Annotated in this window: 10 protein-coding genes; 2 read left to right on the plus strand and 8 right to left on the minus strand. The window is 59.6% G+C overall.

Features of this window, described 5'->3' with window-relative positions; genetic code table 11:
• The coding region (locus tag G1C95_RS11805; RefSeq protein WP_240947556.1) for an MFS transporter at nucleotides 1–1526 on the plus strand (1526 nt) is incomplete at its 5' end.
• Here the strand turns inward: G1C95_RS11805 and G1C95_RS11810 are convergent.
• The 4 genes from G1C95_RS11810 to G1C95_RS11825 form a co-directional block, all read right to left on the minus strand.
• On the minus strand, nucleotides 1523–5353 hold the full coding sequence (locus G1C95_RS11810) for a thiol reductant ABC exporter subunit CydD/CydC (protein ID WP_169173156.1): 3831 nt from the start codon (nucleotides 5351–5353) through the stop codon (nucleotides 1523–1525). The two genes, G1C95_RS11805 and G1C95_RS11810, sit on opposite strands and share 4 nt — an antisense overlap.
• 107 nt (nucleotides 5354–5460) lie before the next feature.
• Nucleotides 5461–6081, minus strand: a complete 621-nt coding sequence (gene pdxT, locus G1C95_RS11815) for a pyridoxal 5'-phosphate synthase glutaminase subunit PdxT (protein WP_169173157.1) — start codon at nucleotides 6079–6081, stop codon at nucleotides 5461–5463.
• Between the two features lie 4 nt (nucleotides 6082–6085).
• Nucleotides 6086–6961, minus strand: a complete 876-nt coding sequence (pdxS, locus tag G1C95_RS11820; RefSeq protein ID WP_169173158.1) for a pyridoxal 5'-phosphate synthase lyase subunit PdxS — start codon at nucleotides 6959–6961, stop codon at nucleotides 6086–6088.
• 348 nt (nucleotides 6962–7309) lie between these two features.
• Nucleotides 7310–8902: a sugar porter family MFS transporter gene (locus G1C95_RS11825; RefSeq protein WP_240947557.1), complete on the minus strand. Its 1593-nt coding sequence runs from the start codon at nucleotides 8900–8902 to the stop codon at nucleotides 7310–7312.
• Nucleotides 8903–9251: 349 nt separating this feature from the next.
• On the opposite strand from G1C95_RS11825, the gene G1C95_RS11830 reads away from it, so the two are divergent.
• A complete protein-coding gene (locus G1C95_RS11830) occupies nucleotides 9252–11078 on the plus strand; it encodes an AMP-dependent synthetase/ligase (protein WP_169173159.1) in 1827 nt (608 codons plus the stop codon).
• Nucleotides 11079–11402: 324 nt separating this feature from the next.
• Here the strand turns inward: G1C95_RS11830 and araA are convergent, their stop codons facing one another.
• The 4 genes from araA to G1C95_RS11850 all read right to left on the minus strand — a co-directional run bounded on the left by araA (nucleotide 11403) and on the right by G1C95_RS11850 (nucleotide 16822).
• Nucleotides 11403–12917 (minus strand): L-arabinose isomerase, encoded by a 1515-nt coding sequence (araA, locus tag G1C95_RS11835; protein WP_169173160.1) that lies wholly within the window; start codon nucleotides 12915–12917, stop codon nucleotides 11403–11405.
• A gap of 263 nt (nucleotides 12918–13180) precedes the next feature.
• On the minus strand, nucleotides 13181–13873 hold the full coding sequence (locus G1C95_RS11840; RefSeq protein ID WP_169173161.1) for an L-ribulose-5-phosphate 4-epimerase: 693 nt from the start codon (nucleotides 13871–13873) through the stop codon (nucleotides 13181–13183).
• Nucleotides 13874–13899: 26 nt separating this feature from the next.
• Nucleotides 13900–15546, minus strand: a complete 1647-nt coding sequence (locus G1C95_RS11845) for a xylulokinase (RefSeq protein ID WP_169173162.1) — start codon at nucleotides 15544–15546, stop codon at nucleotides 13900–13902.
• 160 nt (nucleotides 15547–15706) lie between these two features.
• A complete protein-coding gene (locus G1C95_RS11850) occupies nucleotides 15707–16822 on the minus strand; it encodes a LacI family DNA-binding transcriptional regulator (RefSeq protein WP_169173163.1) in 1116 nt (371 codons plus the stop codon).
• Nucleotides 16823–17009 lie beyond the last annotated feature (187 nt).

Raw genomic sequence — 17009 nt, forward strand, 5'->3', positions numbered from 1 at the left:
AAGGTAAGATGGGTGTACCGGCCCATGGGCCCTCCCGATGTCTGGTTGTCGTAAGCAAACACCATGCTATCGGGAACCCATGGGCCCATATCATTCACACCCGTTGCACTTGCTCTGAAAATTCAAGGATTCAATCAGGGCAATATGAGAAGGGCTTTGCGGTACTGGAGCATATTTTCGGCACCGATCGCGCCCGTTCCCTAGCCGATAATATCGCCGACTCGGTGCGCTTCGAACGCGAAATCGGCACCTCGCTGCGCGATCTGTTCCAGCCGGGCCTGCGCAAGGCACTAATTGCCGGCATTTTTCTTGCCGTGGCCAATCAGGCCATCGGGATGAACGTGATCTCTTATTATGGCCCGGCGATGCTGCGTGGCCTGGGATTCTTCGGCGACACCGATTTTCTGGCGTCTGCATGCGTGGCCGCCATCGAACTGGTGTTCACCGTGGTGGGCATGTATTTGATTGATGCGGTAGGCCGCAAACGGCTGATGGCTACAGGCTGTGCGCTGATGTGCATATTTGCAGTGGGCATCAGCTGGGGATTCGCCGTACAATCCGATCTGATCACCTTCATTTTCGTAATGCTGTTCACCGCATCATTCGCCTTCTCCATGGGCCCGATTCCATGGATTATGATTCCCGAACTGTTCCCGAATCATCTGCGCGGACGTGCCACCGGCATCTGCACGGCTTTTCTATTGGCCGCCAATTGGGCGATAGCGCAATTCACACCGATTCTGCTGACCGATGTCGGTGCATCAGGCACATTCCTGCTGTTCGCCATATTGGACGTGGCATGCTTGGCTGGCGTTATCTGGCTGCCGGAGACCATGGATCGTCCGCTGGAAGATATTGAACGGTATTGGAGTCCGGATAGCCCACGAACCGCCGCGCAGTTTGCCATTCATACCGCTGATATGAAGATTCGTCAGGCGGAATCCATGCTGGCGTTGGTGGAAAACGAGCGTATGCAAGCGTTGGGCATTATCGAACAGGCCGAACGAGACCGTGTGGCAGCGCAAAAGCAGCTGTTCGCTCTGGAAAATGAGGAAATGCGCCGGCAACTGGTTGCACGTATCAGTGCCTACCAGCAAACAGCGACTGCGGCGGCGTTGGCGAACCAGAATACTCGGTATCTCGATCATGTGCCCGGCCCGCATCAGGCAGCGGAATCTAGCGGCAACGTGAGTTCCCTGCATAATACTGCAGTGGATTTGCCTTTGCAGGATATTGAAGATCACGCGTTGGCACAGGAACAGCATGTGGCTGCGATGCGTGCTGCAGCTGCGGCCAGCACTGCCAACAGCGCTCCTCTTGGCGCCTCGTCCAATGTTCCAACCAGCGCAGCAATGCCTGAGTCTGGTGCAACGGCCGCGGCAAACGATCAGCTGCCTGAACTGCCGGATTTGCCGCCGATTCCCGAGCGTGCGTCCGTACAGGATGCGGTCGAGCTGCGCCGCGAAAACGCCGCGCTGCGTGATGCGCTCAATTCGCTGGACGATCTCATCAAAAATAAGCACTAGAGCGTGAGTACGCGATCGGCGATGCGCATGGCGGATTCGCGGTGCGACACGAGCACAACCGCAACGCCGGTCGGCTGGTTGGCTGAGTTATCGTTAGCCGCATCAATATCGGCCGCATCAGTACGCGAACCAACTTGGCTTGCATCGCTGTGGGCCAATGTGCTGATCGATTTGAGGATCACGGCTTCGTTCAGTGCATCAAGACGGCTAGTGGGCTCATCAAACAGCACCAAGTCAGCCCGACGCAGGAACATACGTGCCAAGCCGATACGCTGGCGTTCACCTTCAGACAGGCGGTCGCCGAGTTCGCCGACCTGCGTATCAAGTCCTTCGGGCAGCGAATCAATCAGATCCAGCACCGATGCCTTGGCAAGAGCCTCGCGCAGCATGTGCTCCAAATCTTGTGCGCCTAGCTTGTTCACTTCGGCCTCAGGCAGCGCAATCAGCAGGTTGTCACGGATGTTGCCGTCGAACAGATGCGTTTCCTGGCTCATCATGGTTTGCATACGTCGGCGCTGGTGCACATCAATCACCGGCAACGGCACGTCGGATAGCATCACTTCGCCGTCTTGCGGATCCCAATAGCGCATCAGCAGTTTCAACATAGTGGATTTGCCACGCCCGGACGGGCCTTGGACTCCGAGCACGCCATGCTGCGGAATCGACAGCGAGAAGTCCGATAGCACCGGCGCTTCATTCTGGTAGGCGAACGTGACGTGCCGCATTGCCATGCCATCATATGCAGGGGTGGCGGTGCCGGTTTCCGTCACAGCCGGCTGCTCGTCCATCAGGGCAAACAGTCGTCTAGCGGAGGCGAAGGTCTGCGTCAAATTCGCAGGCAAGGCCGCGAGCGCCAGTGTTGGGCCGAAGGAACTGGCAAGCAGCACAACCACGGTGACCAGCGCGGGAATGGCGTGCGGACCGATCCACCCAGCCGTGCCTGTGCTAGCTGGCGTTGCAGCCAGCATGATGGCGAGTACGGTCGCCAGCGCGGTGAGCAGGGAGACCAGCAGTCCGCCGATGCCGGAGAATCGTGCGTTGGCGCGGCTCAGGCGCGCATGTTCCTTCCACAGATTGCGCGTGCGTTTCTCGATGGCTTCGGCGCGAATCTCGCCTTGGCCGAAACGGATGATTTCATCAAGGCCGCGCATATCGTCGAGCATGACGGTGTCAAGCGCCGAGGCCTGGCCGCGGATGGCGGGGCCAAGATTGCGCACACCGGTGGCGAAGAATCGTGGCACCAGAATACCGATAATCAGGTGGGATGCGATCAGCAGCAATGCCAGCCAAGGATTGAGCGTCGCGGCAACAATGACATAGGTTATGGTGGTGGCGATGGCGATAGCTACCGGGCTGATGGTGTGCGCGAAGAAAATCTCCAGCAGTTCCACATCGGTGGTGAGCATAGCGATAAGATCGCCCTTGCCTTTGCCTGCCAGTTTGGCAGGTGCCAGGCGGCGCAATGCTGCGAACGCTTTGGAGCGGAAGAAAGCAAGCAGACGGAATGCCACATTATGGTTGAGGTACTGTTCCACGTATCGCAGCACTCCCCTGAGCACCGCGCACACAATCATTGCCGCAATGGCGCTTCCGGCGCTCATGGACCATACTGGGTTACCGGCGAGCGCAAACGCGGCGATGATGCCGAATACCGGCAGGAAGGTGGCAGCGAGATGTCCAAGGGTACCGGCAAGTGTGGCGGTGACCATCAGCCCGGCCAACGGACTGGATTCCTTCAGCAATCGCATGACCAGTTGCGGCGTAGTCATTGTTGCCGATTCTGCAGCAACGGAATCGTTGCCAGAGGGTTGTGCTGGCTGCGATGCTTGCAACGGTTGCGGCGGCTGCGTAGCTTTTGTCGCTGATTCGGCCGCTATCTGCGATTTAGTGCTATTCGCCGAAGCACCACCGTCAGCGACGACCTGAGCCGGGGCTTGTTCGATATCGGAGAATTGTTCGATGCTTTGCTGGGTGCGGAATAGTTCGGCATACGTGCCGTCTGCGGCCATCAGCTCGGCATGGGTGCCGACTTCGACGCTGTGACCGTGATCGAACACCACGATGCGGTCGGCGTGTTCGGCGTTGGCCATGCGATGGGTAATCATCAGCACGGTTTTGCCATGGGTCTTGGCCAGTTCTCGAATCGTGCCCACGATAAGCGCTTCGGATTCCACATCGACGCTAGAGGTTGCTTCGTCGAATACGAACACCGGACTATTGTGCAGCAGTGCGCGGGCGATGGCGATGCGCTGGCGCTGGCCGCCGGAAAGGTTGGCCGCATCCGGTTCGATGGGCATGTCAAGCCCCTGCGGCTGCTGACGTACGAAGTCGGCAACACGAGCGGATTCCAAGGCTTGCCATAGTTCAGTGTCGCCGGCATCGGGTTTGGCCATGAGCAAGTTGTCGCGCAGTGTGCCGGAGAACAGGTGGCTGCGTGCGCCGATCAGGGTGACCGCGCCGGCGAGAGTATCGCCGCCCAATGCGGATACGTCCACCCCGCCCAGCGTTAATGTGCCGCTGTAGCCGACGCGTGTGCCGGCCAACAGTGCGGCGGCAGTGGATTTGCCGGAGCCGGACACGCCGACGATTGCGGTGAGCTGGCCGGCGGTGGCAGTAAAGCTGATATCGTCAAGGGCTGGCGTGGAGGCAACGGCTGCATTGACGCTATCGGCTGCATTGATGGTATCGGCTGCATAGGCATAGGCAACATCATGGAAACGCACTTCAAGGCCATCCGGTGCACCAGCATCACCATTGGCCGGCAAGGTTGCGCTGCCGTGCGCAGGTTCGGGGGCATCCAGCAGTGCGAAGATGCGTTTGGTGGAGGTCATGCCGTTCATGGCCACATGGAAGTAGGAGCCCAGCTGACGCATCGGCAGGAAGAATTCGGCCGACAACAGCACGATCAGCAGCAGTCCGGCGAGCGTAAGCGGGGTGTCGGCAACAGCGTACTGCCACAGGGCCACGCCAATGCCCGCAGCCGCACCACCGTAGGCGACCACATCCATGGCGGTTAGCGAACGCAGCTGGATTTGCAGTACGCGCATGGTCATTACGCGGAAGCTTTCGGCCTTGGCATCCATGGTTTGTGCGGCGCGCTCGTCGGCGTCGAAGGTTTTCAGGGTTTCCAGGCCTTGCAGGTTGTCGAGGAACGCAGCGCCCATATCGGTGTATCGTCCCCAGTATTTCTTGAAGGCTCGCGCGGCCGTCATCGACACGATGCCGGTCACGATGATGATCAGCGGCGCGATGAGCAGCATGGTCAGCGCCGATGGCAGGTTCACGGGTGCGATAACGACGAACAAGGTGATTGGCGCAAGCAGCGCATAGCACAGTTGTGGCAGGAACAGTTCGAAGAAGCTTTGGATTTGTTCAACGCCTTCGCCGGCGGATTGCACCACGTCAGCGGTTCTCACCTTGGAAGCGTAGGAGGGGCCGAGGGCCAGCATTTTGCGATACAGTGCGGAGCGAAGGGCAAGTTTAACGCGTTCTGCGGCTTCGGTACCGAGCCTGGCGGAAATGGTGGTGGCGATATAGCGCATCAGCACGCACGCAACCAATACGCACGCATAAATCATCACGTCGCCGGGCAAAGGCGCGAAATCCAAACCTGCCACATCGAACAGGTTGGTCGGGCAATCGGCTGCGCTGGCGGCGTCGCAAGCGAACATATGGGGATCGGCGGCGACCAGCAGGCTGGCCAACAGACCCACCAGAGCCATCATAAAGCCGATATTGGCCAGCAAACCCACCCACATACAGGCCACCTTGCCGGCAACCAGTCTGCCGATGCCGGGTGCCAGTCGGAATAGTCGTTTGTCGAACATTATTTGCCTGCCTTGCTTGATCGCGTGCCAAAATCAAAAGTCCGCTCCCACCTTAGTGGAAAGCGGACTTGCTGGAAAGAGACCTTGCTCACAAAGCCTGCAAAGGCTTATAAAGCGAGGAACAATTCGTGGATGCGGGTGTCGTCGGTTAATTCCGGATGGAAGGCCGTGGCAATGATGTTGCCTTGTTTGAGGCCCACCACGTTACCGTTGACTTCGGTTTCCACCGTGGCCTTCGGCCCCACGGATACCACGAATGGTCCGCGGATGAACACCAGCGGGAAGTCCTTAACCTCGCCGAAATCGGCGGTGGCGGCGAAGCTGCCGAGCTGGCGGCCGTAGGCGTTGCGACGCACCACGGCGTCCAGCGCGCCGAAATAGACGTTGTCGTCGTTATCGAGTTTTCTGGCCAGCAGAATCATGCCCGCGCAGGTGCCGAATACGGGCTTGCCCGCCGCAATATGTGCGGCTATCGGCTCGAACAAGCCGGTGGAGCGCAGCAGTTTGCCCTGCGTGGTGGATTCACCACCGGGCAGGATCACACGGTCGATGGACTCGTCGAAGTCCTCGGCGGCGCGCAGCAACTTCCACGGTGCGCCAAGCTTATCCAACATGGACGCATGTTCGGCGAACGCGCCCTGCACTGCAAGAATGCCGGTTACGCCGTGAGCCGCGGATTCGGCGCCATCCGACTCCTCTTTACTGATATATTCAACTGCTACGACCACTTTTCTATTCTCCGCGTGCGGCCATGATGGTTTCGATCTCGTCTTCGTTGATGCCGACCATGGCTTCGCCGAGGTTCTCGGAGAGGCGGGCGAGCAAATCGGCGTCCTGCCAGTTGGCGGTGGCCTGCACGATGGCGGCGGCGCGCTTGGCCGGGTCTCCGGACTTGAAAATACCGGAGCCAACGAACACGCCTTCGGCACCGAGCTCCATCATCAGGGCGGCGTCGGCCGGGGTTGCCACACCACCGGCGGCGAAGTTCACCACGGGCAGGCGGCCGTTGTCGTGCACATACTTGGCCAGATCGTAAGGCACGGCCAGCTGCTTGGCTGCCTCATAGACCTCGTCGTCGCGCAGTCCGACAAGTTCGCGGATCTGCTTGTTCATCGTGCGCATATGACGCACGGCCTGAATCACGTCGCCGGTGCCGGGCTCGCCCTTGGTGCGGATCATGGCCGCGCCTTCGGCAATACGACGCAGGGCTTCGCCGAGGTTCTTGGCACCGCACACGAACGGCACATCGAACTGGTTCTTGTCGATGTGGTAAACGTCATCGGCCGGGGACAACACTTCGGACTCATCAATGTAGTCGATGTCGATGGCCTGCAGAATACGGGCTTCGGCGATGTGGCCGATACGCACCTTGGCCATCACCGGAATGGACACCGCCTGCTGGATGCCCTTGATCATCGCCGGGTCGGACATACGGCTCACGCCGCCGGCCGCACGAATATCAGCGGGGATGCGCTCGAGGGCCATCACGGCGCATGCGCCAGCATCTTCAGCGATGCGTGCCTGTTCGGGCGTGGTCACATCCATAATCACGCCACCCTTAAGCATCTGGGCAAGGTTCTTATTCAGTTCATTGCGGTTCTCAGCCACTGTTATTCCCTTCACATACGATCCGTCAGGTTCGTCTTGTATCGCCAGCAAAGCTGATGCAGCATGCAAAGCCGACGACATTCCTTCCATATGCTAAGGGCGCGGGCATGAACATCATGCACCGCGCCCATATTCTGGCATCAGCAATACCTATAACCCGTTATCACTATTTTCAAAAACGGTGAAAGGATGCGTACGTCTTCAAGGCGTACCGAAGGAGGGTGTGCGAAGGCACGTCGACTGAGGTGCTGGCTTGCGCCAGCCTTCGCGGCAAGCCCCTCACCTCGCCTACGGACAGCCCACTGGGCTGTCCGCTTAACGGCTCAGCAAAGAAGCCACTCCATCCTTTTACCGTTTCTGGGCGGCGACCAGGGCTTCGGCGGCAGCCTTCATCGCGATGGCACGCTCCTTGGCGCGACGCGCGCGGGCCAGCTCGGCTTCGGCGGCCTTGATGTCGGATTCGGCCTGCTTGAGATCGGCGGTGGCACGCACCACTTCAAGCTGGGCACCGGTGTGCTGTTCGCTCTTGGGCTTCCACAGCTCGGCGATCTCTTCCAGAGTCTTGTCTTTGGTTTCAGGAACGAAGGTGGTGACGCCGAGGAAGCACAGCAGGTTGGTGCCGGCGAACACAAGGAAGGTGCCCATGCCGCCGATGGAGTCGATAAGAATCGGGGTGAACTGGCCGATGGCCCAGTTGGTGCCCCACAGGAACACGGTGCAGATACCAGTGGCGCGACCGCGCAGGTAGGTGGGGAACAGTTCAGGGATCATAATCCACGGGATCGGGCCCATGGAGAAGGCGAATGCGGAGGTGAAGCACATCACGAAGATGAGCATCAGCAGCTGATAGTTGTTGGCGTAGGCGAAGGAGATGCCGAGCGCGAACAGCACCATAAGTCCGGAGCCGACGGCCATAAGCTTCTTACGGCCTGCAGAATCGATCAGGTACATGCCGACCACGGTGAACACGAGCTCGATGCCGCCGACCATGGAGGAGGCGAGGAATTCGGTGTTACCGCCGAAGCCCATGTCTTTGAACATAACCGGACCGTAGTAGCTGATGGCGTTCATGCCGATGGCCTGGTTGAAGATGGCCAGGAAGATGCCGATAAGCAGGGCCTTACGCAGGCCCGGCTTGAACAGATCGGAGAAGCTGGCGTTGGCTTCCCGCTCTTCCTTGATCTGGGCCTGGATCTCTTCAACGTCATGGCGGGCTTTGTCAGAACCGGCGATGCGTTCGAGCACCTTGTAGCCCTCTTCGACGCGACCGGCCTGCACCAGGAATCGCGGAAACTCCGGGGAGAACCACAGGGCGGCCACGAAGATGGCTGCCGGAATGGCACCGATGCCGAGCATCCAACGCCAGCCGATGTTGATGCCCCAATTGTGAGAGCCGGAAGAGGCGATGAAGTAGTTGATGACGTTGGTCAAAAAGATACCGGAGATGGTCAGCAGCTGGTAGGCCGAGGTCAGGGCACCACGGATGTTGGTCGGTGCGGATTCGGTGATGTAGGTGACGGCGAGCGCTGCGGCCAATCCGATGCCGACACCGCCGATGACGCGGGCGAGGATCAGCGTGACAGGGCTGAAAGTGAATGCGCTCCACAGAGCAGCCACGAAGAAGAAGGCACCGCCGAACATCAGAATCTTGCGACGGCCGTACTTGTCGGACAGGAAGCCGGAGAAGCCTGCGCCGATCACGCCGCCGATCATGATGGAGCTGATGACCAGACCCTGCAGTGCGGGGCTCAGGGCATATTTCTCCTGCAGAAAATCAATGGCACCGGAGATGGACACAGTGTCATAGCCGTAGAGCAGACCGGCAAGGCCGGCGCTCAGTGCGAGGCCGACGATGTAACGGCCGGATCCGCGACGCTTGTGGTCATCGCCGTCTTCAACCGGCATAACCGGCTCGGCGGTGGTTGCTGCTGCACTACTCATAGCAGTCTCCCTTTGGATTTTTTCTTTCCTCTACTTAATGTGCAAGAAGTACGCCTGTGTGCATATGTGCATGTTAGCGCTAACATTATTGCCGAAGAGGAATATTAATACCTTTTTCGCCTCAAAACGCCCAAAATAGTTCATAAAAGTTCCTCTTTGAACAAAAGTAATCAAATCGTTATAGTGGACATCATTCCCCACTTGCGCGAACCCACAAAACACGACACTGAACTTTAGCGAGGATTACAACGACTCCCCTACCTACGCTTGCGTAAGCTTGTTGGCAGAATGGCCGGAAATGTCAAAGACATGACGCCGGACCGCAACCAGCAATCGTAAGGAATCGCATATGCTGACCGAATACACCGAACCCGGCGAAGCCACCGAACTGCGCGATAATCAGACCATTTATTCCCTACTCACCGATCGCATCGCCCGCACCGGCGAAGACACGGTGATCGCCGCCAAAAAACTTGGCCCCGGGCACTGGGCGAACGTAACCGCCGGCGAATTCCACAACGCAGTGGTCGCCGCAGCCAAGGGTCTGATCGCACTTGGCATCGCCAAAGGCGACGCCGTAACCATCTTCTCCGCCACCCGCCTCGAATGGGGCATTCTTGACTTCGCACTTGCCGCCGTCGGCGCGGTAAGCGTGCCGATCTACGACACTGATTCCGCCGCCCAGGCGCAACGCATCCTTAACGATTCGAATGTCAAACTCGCCATCGCCGACGATCGCGAACGGTTCGATCGTTTGGATTCCATCAAAGACCACTGCCCGTCCCTGCACCAGATTCTGATGATCGATGGCAATGCGCTGGGTGCGTTGGAAGGCTTCGGCGTCACCGTTTCGGATGAGGAGTTCAACGAGCGTGTGGCTTCGGTATCCATCGACGATCTGGCCACCATCGTGTACACGTCCGGTTCCACCGGCAATCCCAAGGGCGCGGAACTGACGCACAGGAATTTCGTGTCCATCACCTTGGCTGCTTCCGATGCGCTGCATGAGGTGATTCTCGACGACCATCCGCGTCTGCTGCTGTTCCTGCCGCTCGCCCACTGCTTCGCTCGCTTTATTCAGTATGCTTCGATTGCCTCCGACGACGGCGTGGTGGGCTATCTGCCGGATACCAAATCGCTGCTGCCTGATCTGCGCTCCTTCGAGCCGACCTACCTGCTGGGCGTGCCGCGTGTGTTCGAAAAGGTGTACAACGCCGCCTCGCACAAGGCCGGCATGGGCTTCAAGGGGCGCCTGTTCCTCAAAGCTGCCGAAGCGGCGCGCGTTTGGAGCCGCAAGGAACAGGCCGGCGAAGCGCATACAATTGGCGAAATCGCCGAGCATGCCAAGTATGAGGCACTGGTCTATCGCACGGTTCGCGGCGCGCTTGGCCCTCGCATCAAGTATGTGGCCTGCGGCGGCGCACCATTGTCGCTCGATTTGGCGCACTTCTACAATGGCATCGGCCTGCCGATGATTCAAGGGTATGGCATGACGGAAACGGCAGCCCCGTTCGCCGCCACACGTGTTACCGATAATGTGATCGGCACTGTGGGCCAGCCCGCGCCTGGTTCGTCGGTGCGCATCGATACCGCAACCGGCGAGTTGCAGGTTAAGGGACCGAATGTGTTCCGTGGCTACCATAATCTGCCTGAGAAAACAGCCGAAGCATTCACTGAGGACGGCTGGCTGAAAACCGGCGATCAGGCGACCATTGACGACGCCGGTCGTATTACGATCACGGGCCGTCTGAAGGACATTATTATTACCGCCGGCGGCAAGAACGTCTCCCCCATTCCACTGGAGGAAGAGATCACCAAGTGCCCGATTGTGGAGCATTGCGTGGTGGTGGGCGATCAGCGCCCGTTCATCGGCGCATTGGTGACGCTCGATCCGGAGTCACTGGCTCTGTGGCTGCCCGCCCATGGCCTGTCGGTTGACACTCCGATTGATCGACTGGCCGCGAACGCGCAGATTCACGAGGAAATCCAGCAGTATGTGGATAAGGCGAACGCCACAGTGTCCCGCGCCGAATCGGTGCGCAAGTTCGTGGTGCTCGATCAGCAGTTCACTCAGGACAACAAGTGCCTGACCCCGTCGCTGAAAGTGGTGCGCCCGGCCGTCAATCTCGTCTTCGCCGACGTAATCGCCACCGAAATCTACGGCGACAAGCACTAAAAAGCACGACATCACCCCTTCAACCATTTGCCACTTGGCGGCACGTATTGCATGTCACTATGCAATACGTGCCGCCAAGTTGTTGTTTGACACCCTTCTCGCGGCACTTTTCAATGTATTTTCCTCAAAAAGTGCCATCTACATGCCGTATATCGTTCGTTAGCGGCACTTTTCGCGGGAACAGCCATAAGAAGTGCCGCTAAATCGACATTTGTTGACGATTAATGGCACTTTTCGCGTAAACGCCCGCAAGAAGTGCCATTAACGCCAAGAAGCCCGACCACAACGGTCGGGCTTCTTGCAACACACTAACAATGCATCAGATCAGTGCTGGTTGTTGAGGCGGTGGTACATTTCGCTCAGCTGCAGCTCACGCTCGAACTGACGAGCGGTGGTGTTCTCGTCGATGACGGCGAGTTCGACACCGGCGATGCGGGCGAAGTCCTCCCAAGCCTCACGACCAACGGAGGTGGTCATGCAGGTGTGGTGCGAGCCACCGGCGGCGATCCAGCACTGGACGGCGGTCTTCAGATCCGGCTTCGGCTTCCACACGGCGCGGGCGCACGGCAGCTCCTTGAGGGAGCCCTGCGGCTCGACGACGGTGACCTCGTCCATGAGCAGACGGAAGCGTTCGCGCTCGTCGGCCATGGAGACCACGACGGCGTCGGTGGGCTTGCCGGAGAAGACCAGGCGCACCGGGTCGGACTTGCCACCGATGCCGAGCGGGTAGATGGCCAGCTTCGGCTTGGCGATGGTGCCGATGGACGGGGAGACCTCAAGCATGTGGGAGCCCATGTCGAGCTCGTTGCCTTCGGTGAAGTTGTAGGAGTAGTCCTCCATGAGGGAGGCGCCACCTTCGAGGCCGTAGCCCATGACGGCACCGATGCGCACGAGGACAGCGGTCTTCCAGTCGCCTTCGGCGGAGAAGCCCCAGCCATACTCGGAGGGGAAGCGCTGCGGGCCAACGCCCGGCAGCTGCGGCAGAGCGCCGAGGTCTTCGAAGTTGTCAACGCCGGCGGTGCAGCCGTTCTCGCGCATCATGTTGACCATGGCGCACTCTTCCTTGGCGGCGATGAACAGCTCGTCATAGCGGGAGTCGAGCAGCTCAGGGGCAACGTCGTACTTGGCCTTGTAGTCCTCGATCATGGCCTTGACCTGATCGTCCTTGACCTTCTCGTAGGCGGCGACGAGGTCGTTGACAGCCCAGGTGTTGATGGAAGCACCGAACACGCGCTCGGCTTCGGTCTTGTCGCCTTCGGTGACGGCAACGTTACGCATGTTGTCGCCCCAACGCATGACCTTCATGTTCTGGGAAGCATCCCAGCCGGCGCAGGCGCGAGCCCAAGTGCCGACCTTCTCGGCAACTTCAGGGTCGGTGTAGTGGCCGACGACGATCTTGCGCGGAATGCCGAGGCGGGAGACGATGTAACCGAACTCACGGTCGCCGTGGGCGGCCTGGTTCAGGTTCATGAAGTCCATGTCGATGGTCTCCCACGGAATTTCCTTGTGGTGCTGGGTGGCCAGCTGCAGCAGCGGCTTGGTGAGCACTTCGAGGCCACGGATCCACATCTTGGCCGGGGAGAAGGTGTGACACCAGGTGATCACACCGATGACGTTCGGGTTGGAGGAGGCCTCGACCATGAATTCCTTGACACCGTCGGAGGACTTCAGGGTGGGCTTCAGAACGATCTTGGCCGGGATCTTGCCGGTGGCGTTGAGGTAGTCAACCATTTCGCCGGTCTGCTGAGCGACCTGACGCAGCGCTTCCTCGCCGTAGAGGTCCTGCGAGCCGACGCCGAACCAGATTTCCTTGCCCTCAAAGGGATTTTCCATAACCATGGGTTACTTCCTTACTTCGTGGTTTGTGGGTTTATTAAGTTAACGATGTATTCCGTCATGCCGAACGGAGTCGAGGCGACAAAGGCCATTTGCCTTAGTGCTGTAAGCATTGATTTGACGCGCGCGGCCTCAAGGCGTGGAAGGCGCCGGCGTCACATGAGTGCTGCAAGCACTGATCTGATGCGTGCGTCCTCTAGGCGCACCGAGGGAAGCGGTACAAAGGTACCGCAACCGAGGAGCAACGACGAGGACGCTCCATCAGATCAGTGCTGGCCGTAGACGTTTTGGTAGCGGTCGTTGAGCCGATCAATATCTTCCTGCGGGATCGGGATGATGTCGCCGAGCTGACGGGCGGCCCACATGGTGTGCGCCACCTCCTCGGTCATCGCGGCGGCCTTGACGGCACCCTCCGCATCCTTGCCGATGGTGAACGGGCCATGGTTCTGCATGAGCACCGCCGGGGACTTCGGGTACTTCTTCAAAGTCTCGACCACACCCTCGCCGATGGCCTCGGAGCCGATCAGGCGGAACGGGCCAACCGGCACCGGGCCGCCGAACTCGTCGCCCATCATCGTCAGACCGCACGGGATGTTCTGACCGGTGGCGGCCCACGCGGTGGCGTAGGTAGAGTGCGTGTGCACCACGCCGTAGACGTCAGGCATGTGACGGTAGATGTAGGCGTGGGAGGCGGTGTCGGAGGACGGAGCTTCGGAACCGTCGACCACGTTGCCGTCCAGGTCGCACACGACCATCGAGCTCGGGGTCAGGTACTCGTAGCGCAGGCCGGAGGGCTTGATCACGAACAGATCGGCGGTGTGAAGACGCTGGGAGACGTTGCCGGCAGTCCACACGACCAGGTTCCACTTGATCAGCTGGTCGTGCAGGTTGGCGACGACCTCGCGCACCTGCTTGACTTCGGCGCGCACTTCGGGGCCATAATCAGCCAAAGTAGCCATAGTTGTTTCCTTTCCTTAAGTGGGAGTTACTTGTCTTCCAAGTCAATGGATTCGATGGCGGTGTGCTCAATCGGCAGCCCCTTGCGGAAGCGGCCGAAGAACTCTTCGAAGCCTTCGACGTCCTTGGCGTCCGGGGTTTCCGTGGTTCCGGTGGCACCGGCGAACACGCGGCCGTCAAGATAGTCGGCGAGGTTGGTGTGGTCTTCGTTGGTGTGCCACAGGTAGTCGGCGAGTACTGCCATGCCCCAGGCACCACCTTCGGCGGCGGTGGACATGACCTTGATCGGGGTGTTGAATGCGGCGGCGAGAATCTTCTGCGCGACCTTCGGAGTGGTGAAAATGCCGCCGTGGCCCACGAGGGAGTCAACGGCCACGCCTTCGTCCTTGGTCATCACATCCATGCCGATCTTGACCGGGGAGAATGCGGAGAACAGCTGGGCGCGCATGAAGTTGCCGAGGGTCATGTTGGCCTCAGGGCTGCGGGCGAACAGCGGGCGGCCTTCGGGCAGGCCGGCGAGGAATTCGCCGGAGCGGAACGGATAGTTGATCAATCCGCCGCAGTTGGAATCCACATCGTCGGCGATGGCTGCGCGGAACAATGTGCCATACAGCGTGCCGGCGTCGACGGGCTGGCCCAGTGCGGCAGCGAACTGACCGAACAGACCCACCCAAGCATTGAGGTCGGAGGTGAAGTTGTTGGCGTGACTCATGCCAGCGAGGTCGCCGGCTGGGGTGGTGACCAGATCAACTTCGGGGTGCAGGGCCTTGAGCTTGCCTTCCAGCACCACCATGGCGAAAATCGAGGTGCCGGCGGAGACGTTGCCGGTGCGCACGCGCACGGAATTGGTGGCCACCATGCCGGTGCCAGCGTCGCCTTCAGGCGGGGCGAGCGTGATGCCGGGCTGCAGTGCGCCGGAAGGATCAAGCAGCTTGGCACCTTCGGCGGTCAGCTCGCCAGCGGGGGTGCCGGCCACGAGCGGTTCGGGCAGCAAGTTCTCCAGCTTCCACGGCTGGGCGGCAACCTCGGGCAGTGCATCGAACTGCTTGATGAATTCGGCCTCATAGGTGTGGGTGGTCGGGTCGATCGGGAACATGCCGGAGGCATCGCCCACGCCGAGCACCTTCTTGCCGGTGAGCTTCCAATGCACGTAGCCGGCCAGCGTGGTGAAGTACTTGACGCGGGAGACGTGCTCTTCCTTGTTCAGCACAGCCTGATACAGGTGGGCGATGGCCCAGCGCTCAGGGATGTTGTACTGGAAGAGCTCGGAAAGCTTCTTGTGCGCTTCGGAGGTATTGGTGTTCTGCCAAGTGCGGAACGGCACCAGCATCTCGCCGTTTTCGTCGAAGGCGAGGTAGCCGTGCATCATTGCGGAGAAACCGATATGGCCGATGCGGGTGAGCTTTTCGCCGTAAGCCTTCTCGACGTCCAGCGCCATGGAGCTGTAAGCGGACTGCAGGCCCTTCCAGATCTCTTCCTGGCTGTAGGACCACAGGCCATCTTCCAAGTGGGAGGCCCAACCGTAATCGCCGGATGCGATGGTGTGGTAGTTGTCGTCGATGAGGACGGCCTTGATGCGGGTGGAGCCGAATTCGATACCAAGCGAGGTCTTGCCTGCACGAATCTTCTCGGCGATATCGGCGACCGTATCCGCCGCGTTGTCGATTGCTGCCATATCTTTCCTTTGCCTTGGAACGCTAAGGTTTTTGACCCCTTCCTTGGGGGCTGTTAGCGCTCACATTTTCCGAGGATTATTGTACCTGTAACTGGGACATGGCACAACTCAGTGTCGTGTCACATCCATAACGTTTTGATAACGGTACATATGAACCCGTTCAACGGTGCGCGGCCGGCCCCAGCGAACGACGGATCATCACCTGGGCGGGGATCAGCCCAACGCCATGCTGGCTGTTCAAGAACGACGCCTCGTCGCCCTCCCCCAGCAGACGCAGCACCTCACGCATCGCCGCGACGCCAAGACCTTCGAAGTCGGGGCGCACGGTGGTCAGCGGCGGATACATGTTATCCATGCCAGACATGTCGTCGAAGCCCACAACGCTGACATCCTGCGGGATTCTCACCCCATGCTCGTGCAGGGCGCGGCAGATGCCAACAGCCTGGCTGTCGTTCGCAGAAACAACGGATGTGGGCAGAGGCCTGCCGGCTCGGCCATACTCGTCGATGATATGGTTCATCTGGGCGTACGCCTCGTCGGCGTCCCAGGTATGGCAACGCACGATCTGCGCGTCAATGGAGTGGATGGCCGCATTCTTGCGCCAGGCGTCGAGTCGGGTGTGTGCATCGCGCCACTCGTTGGGACCTGCGAAATACAGGGCGCTTTTATGCCCGTATTCGGCGAGCAGTCGCACTACTTCGCCCATGGCGCCCCATTGGTCGATGCCGACCATGGCAGTACGCCGTTTATTATCCGAGGAAATCAGACTCAGCCCCTCGCGCACGGTCATCTGCCCATGGGTGGAAGTTACGATTACGCGCGGCTGGTTCACCTTGGCACGGCAGGCGGCGGCGAACATCACGTCAGTCGGCGTCAGAAAGATGAACGCATCCACGTTCTGTTCGATGAACGTGTCGCACAGGTTGTCAAAATCGGCTTGAGTGCACAGCGCCTCATGCACCATCATCACGCTCATGAACAGCCCATGGTCGCGCGCCATCGATTCGATGGAGGTGATGGCGGAAATGGGACCAAAGAATTTGAGGCCACCGGCGATCAAACCAATAGTGCGCGAGCGGCGGGAGGCCAAGGCTCGCGCAGAGTTTGAAGGACGGTATCCCAACTGTTTGATGGCTTCCTGCACACGAGCGCGTGTGGCATCGGATACATCCGGCGAGTCGTTGATCACGCGTGACACGGTTTGGTGACTCACCCCGGCAAGCTTGGCCACCTCGAACATGGATGGACGTTTACTGGTTTTGCGGCTGGTTACCATAACTACTCGAACCTTCCCTACACCAATCGGCGGGCCCATCGCATAGCCCGTTTCCACACTGATACTCTACAAATCTAGCGCACTCCAACCATTATTCGTGAACGCTCACATTCTGCCGTGTCGCCACTGCCCTATGAATCAGGTATTGGAATCATGTATTGCTGGATCCAGGCTATGCAAGGAAAAT

Source organism: Bifidobacterium oedipodis, from assembly GCF_012932425.1.
Taxonomy (GTDB): Bacteria; Actinomycetota; Actinomycetes; order Actinomycetales; family Bifidobacteriaceae; genus Bifidobacterium; species Bifidobacterium oedipodis.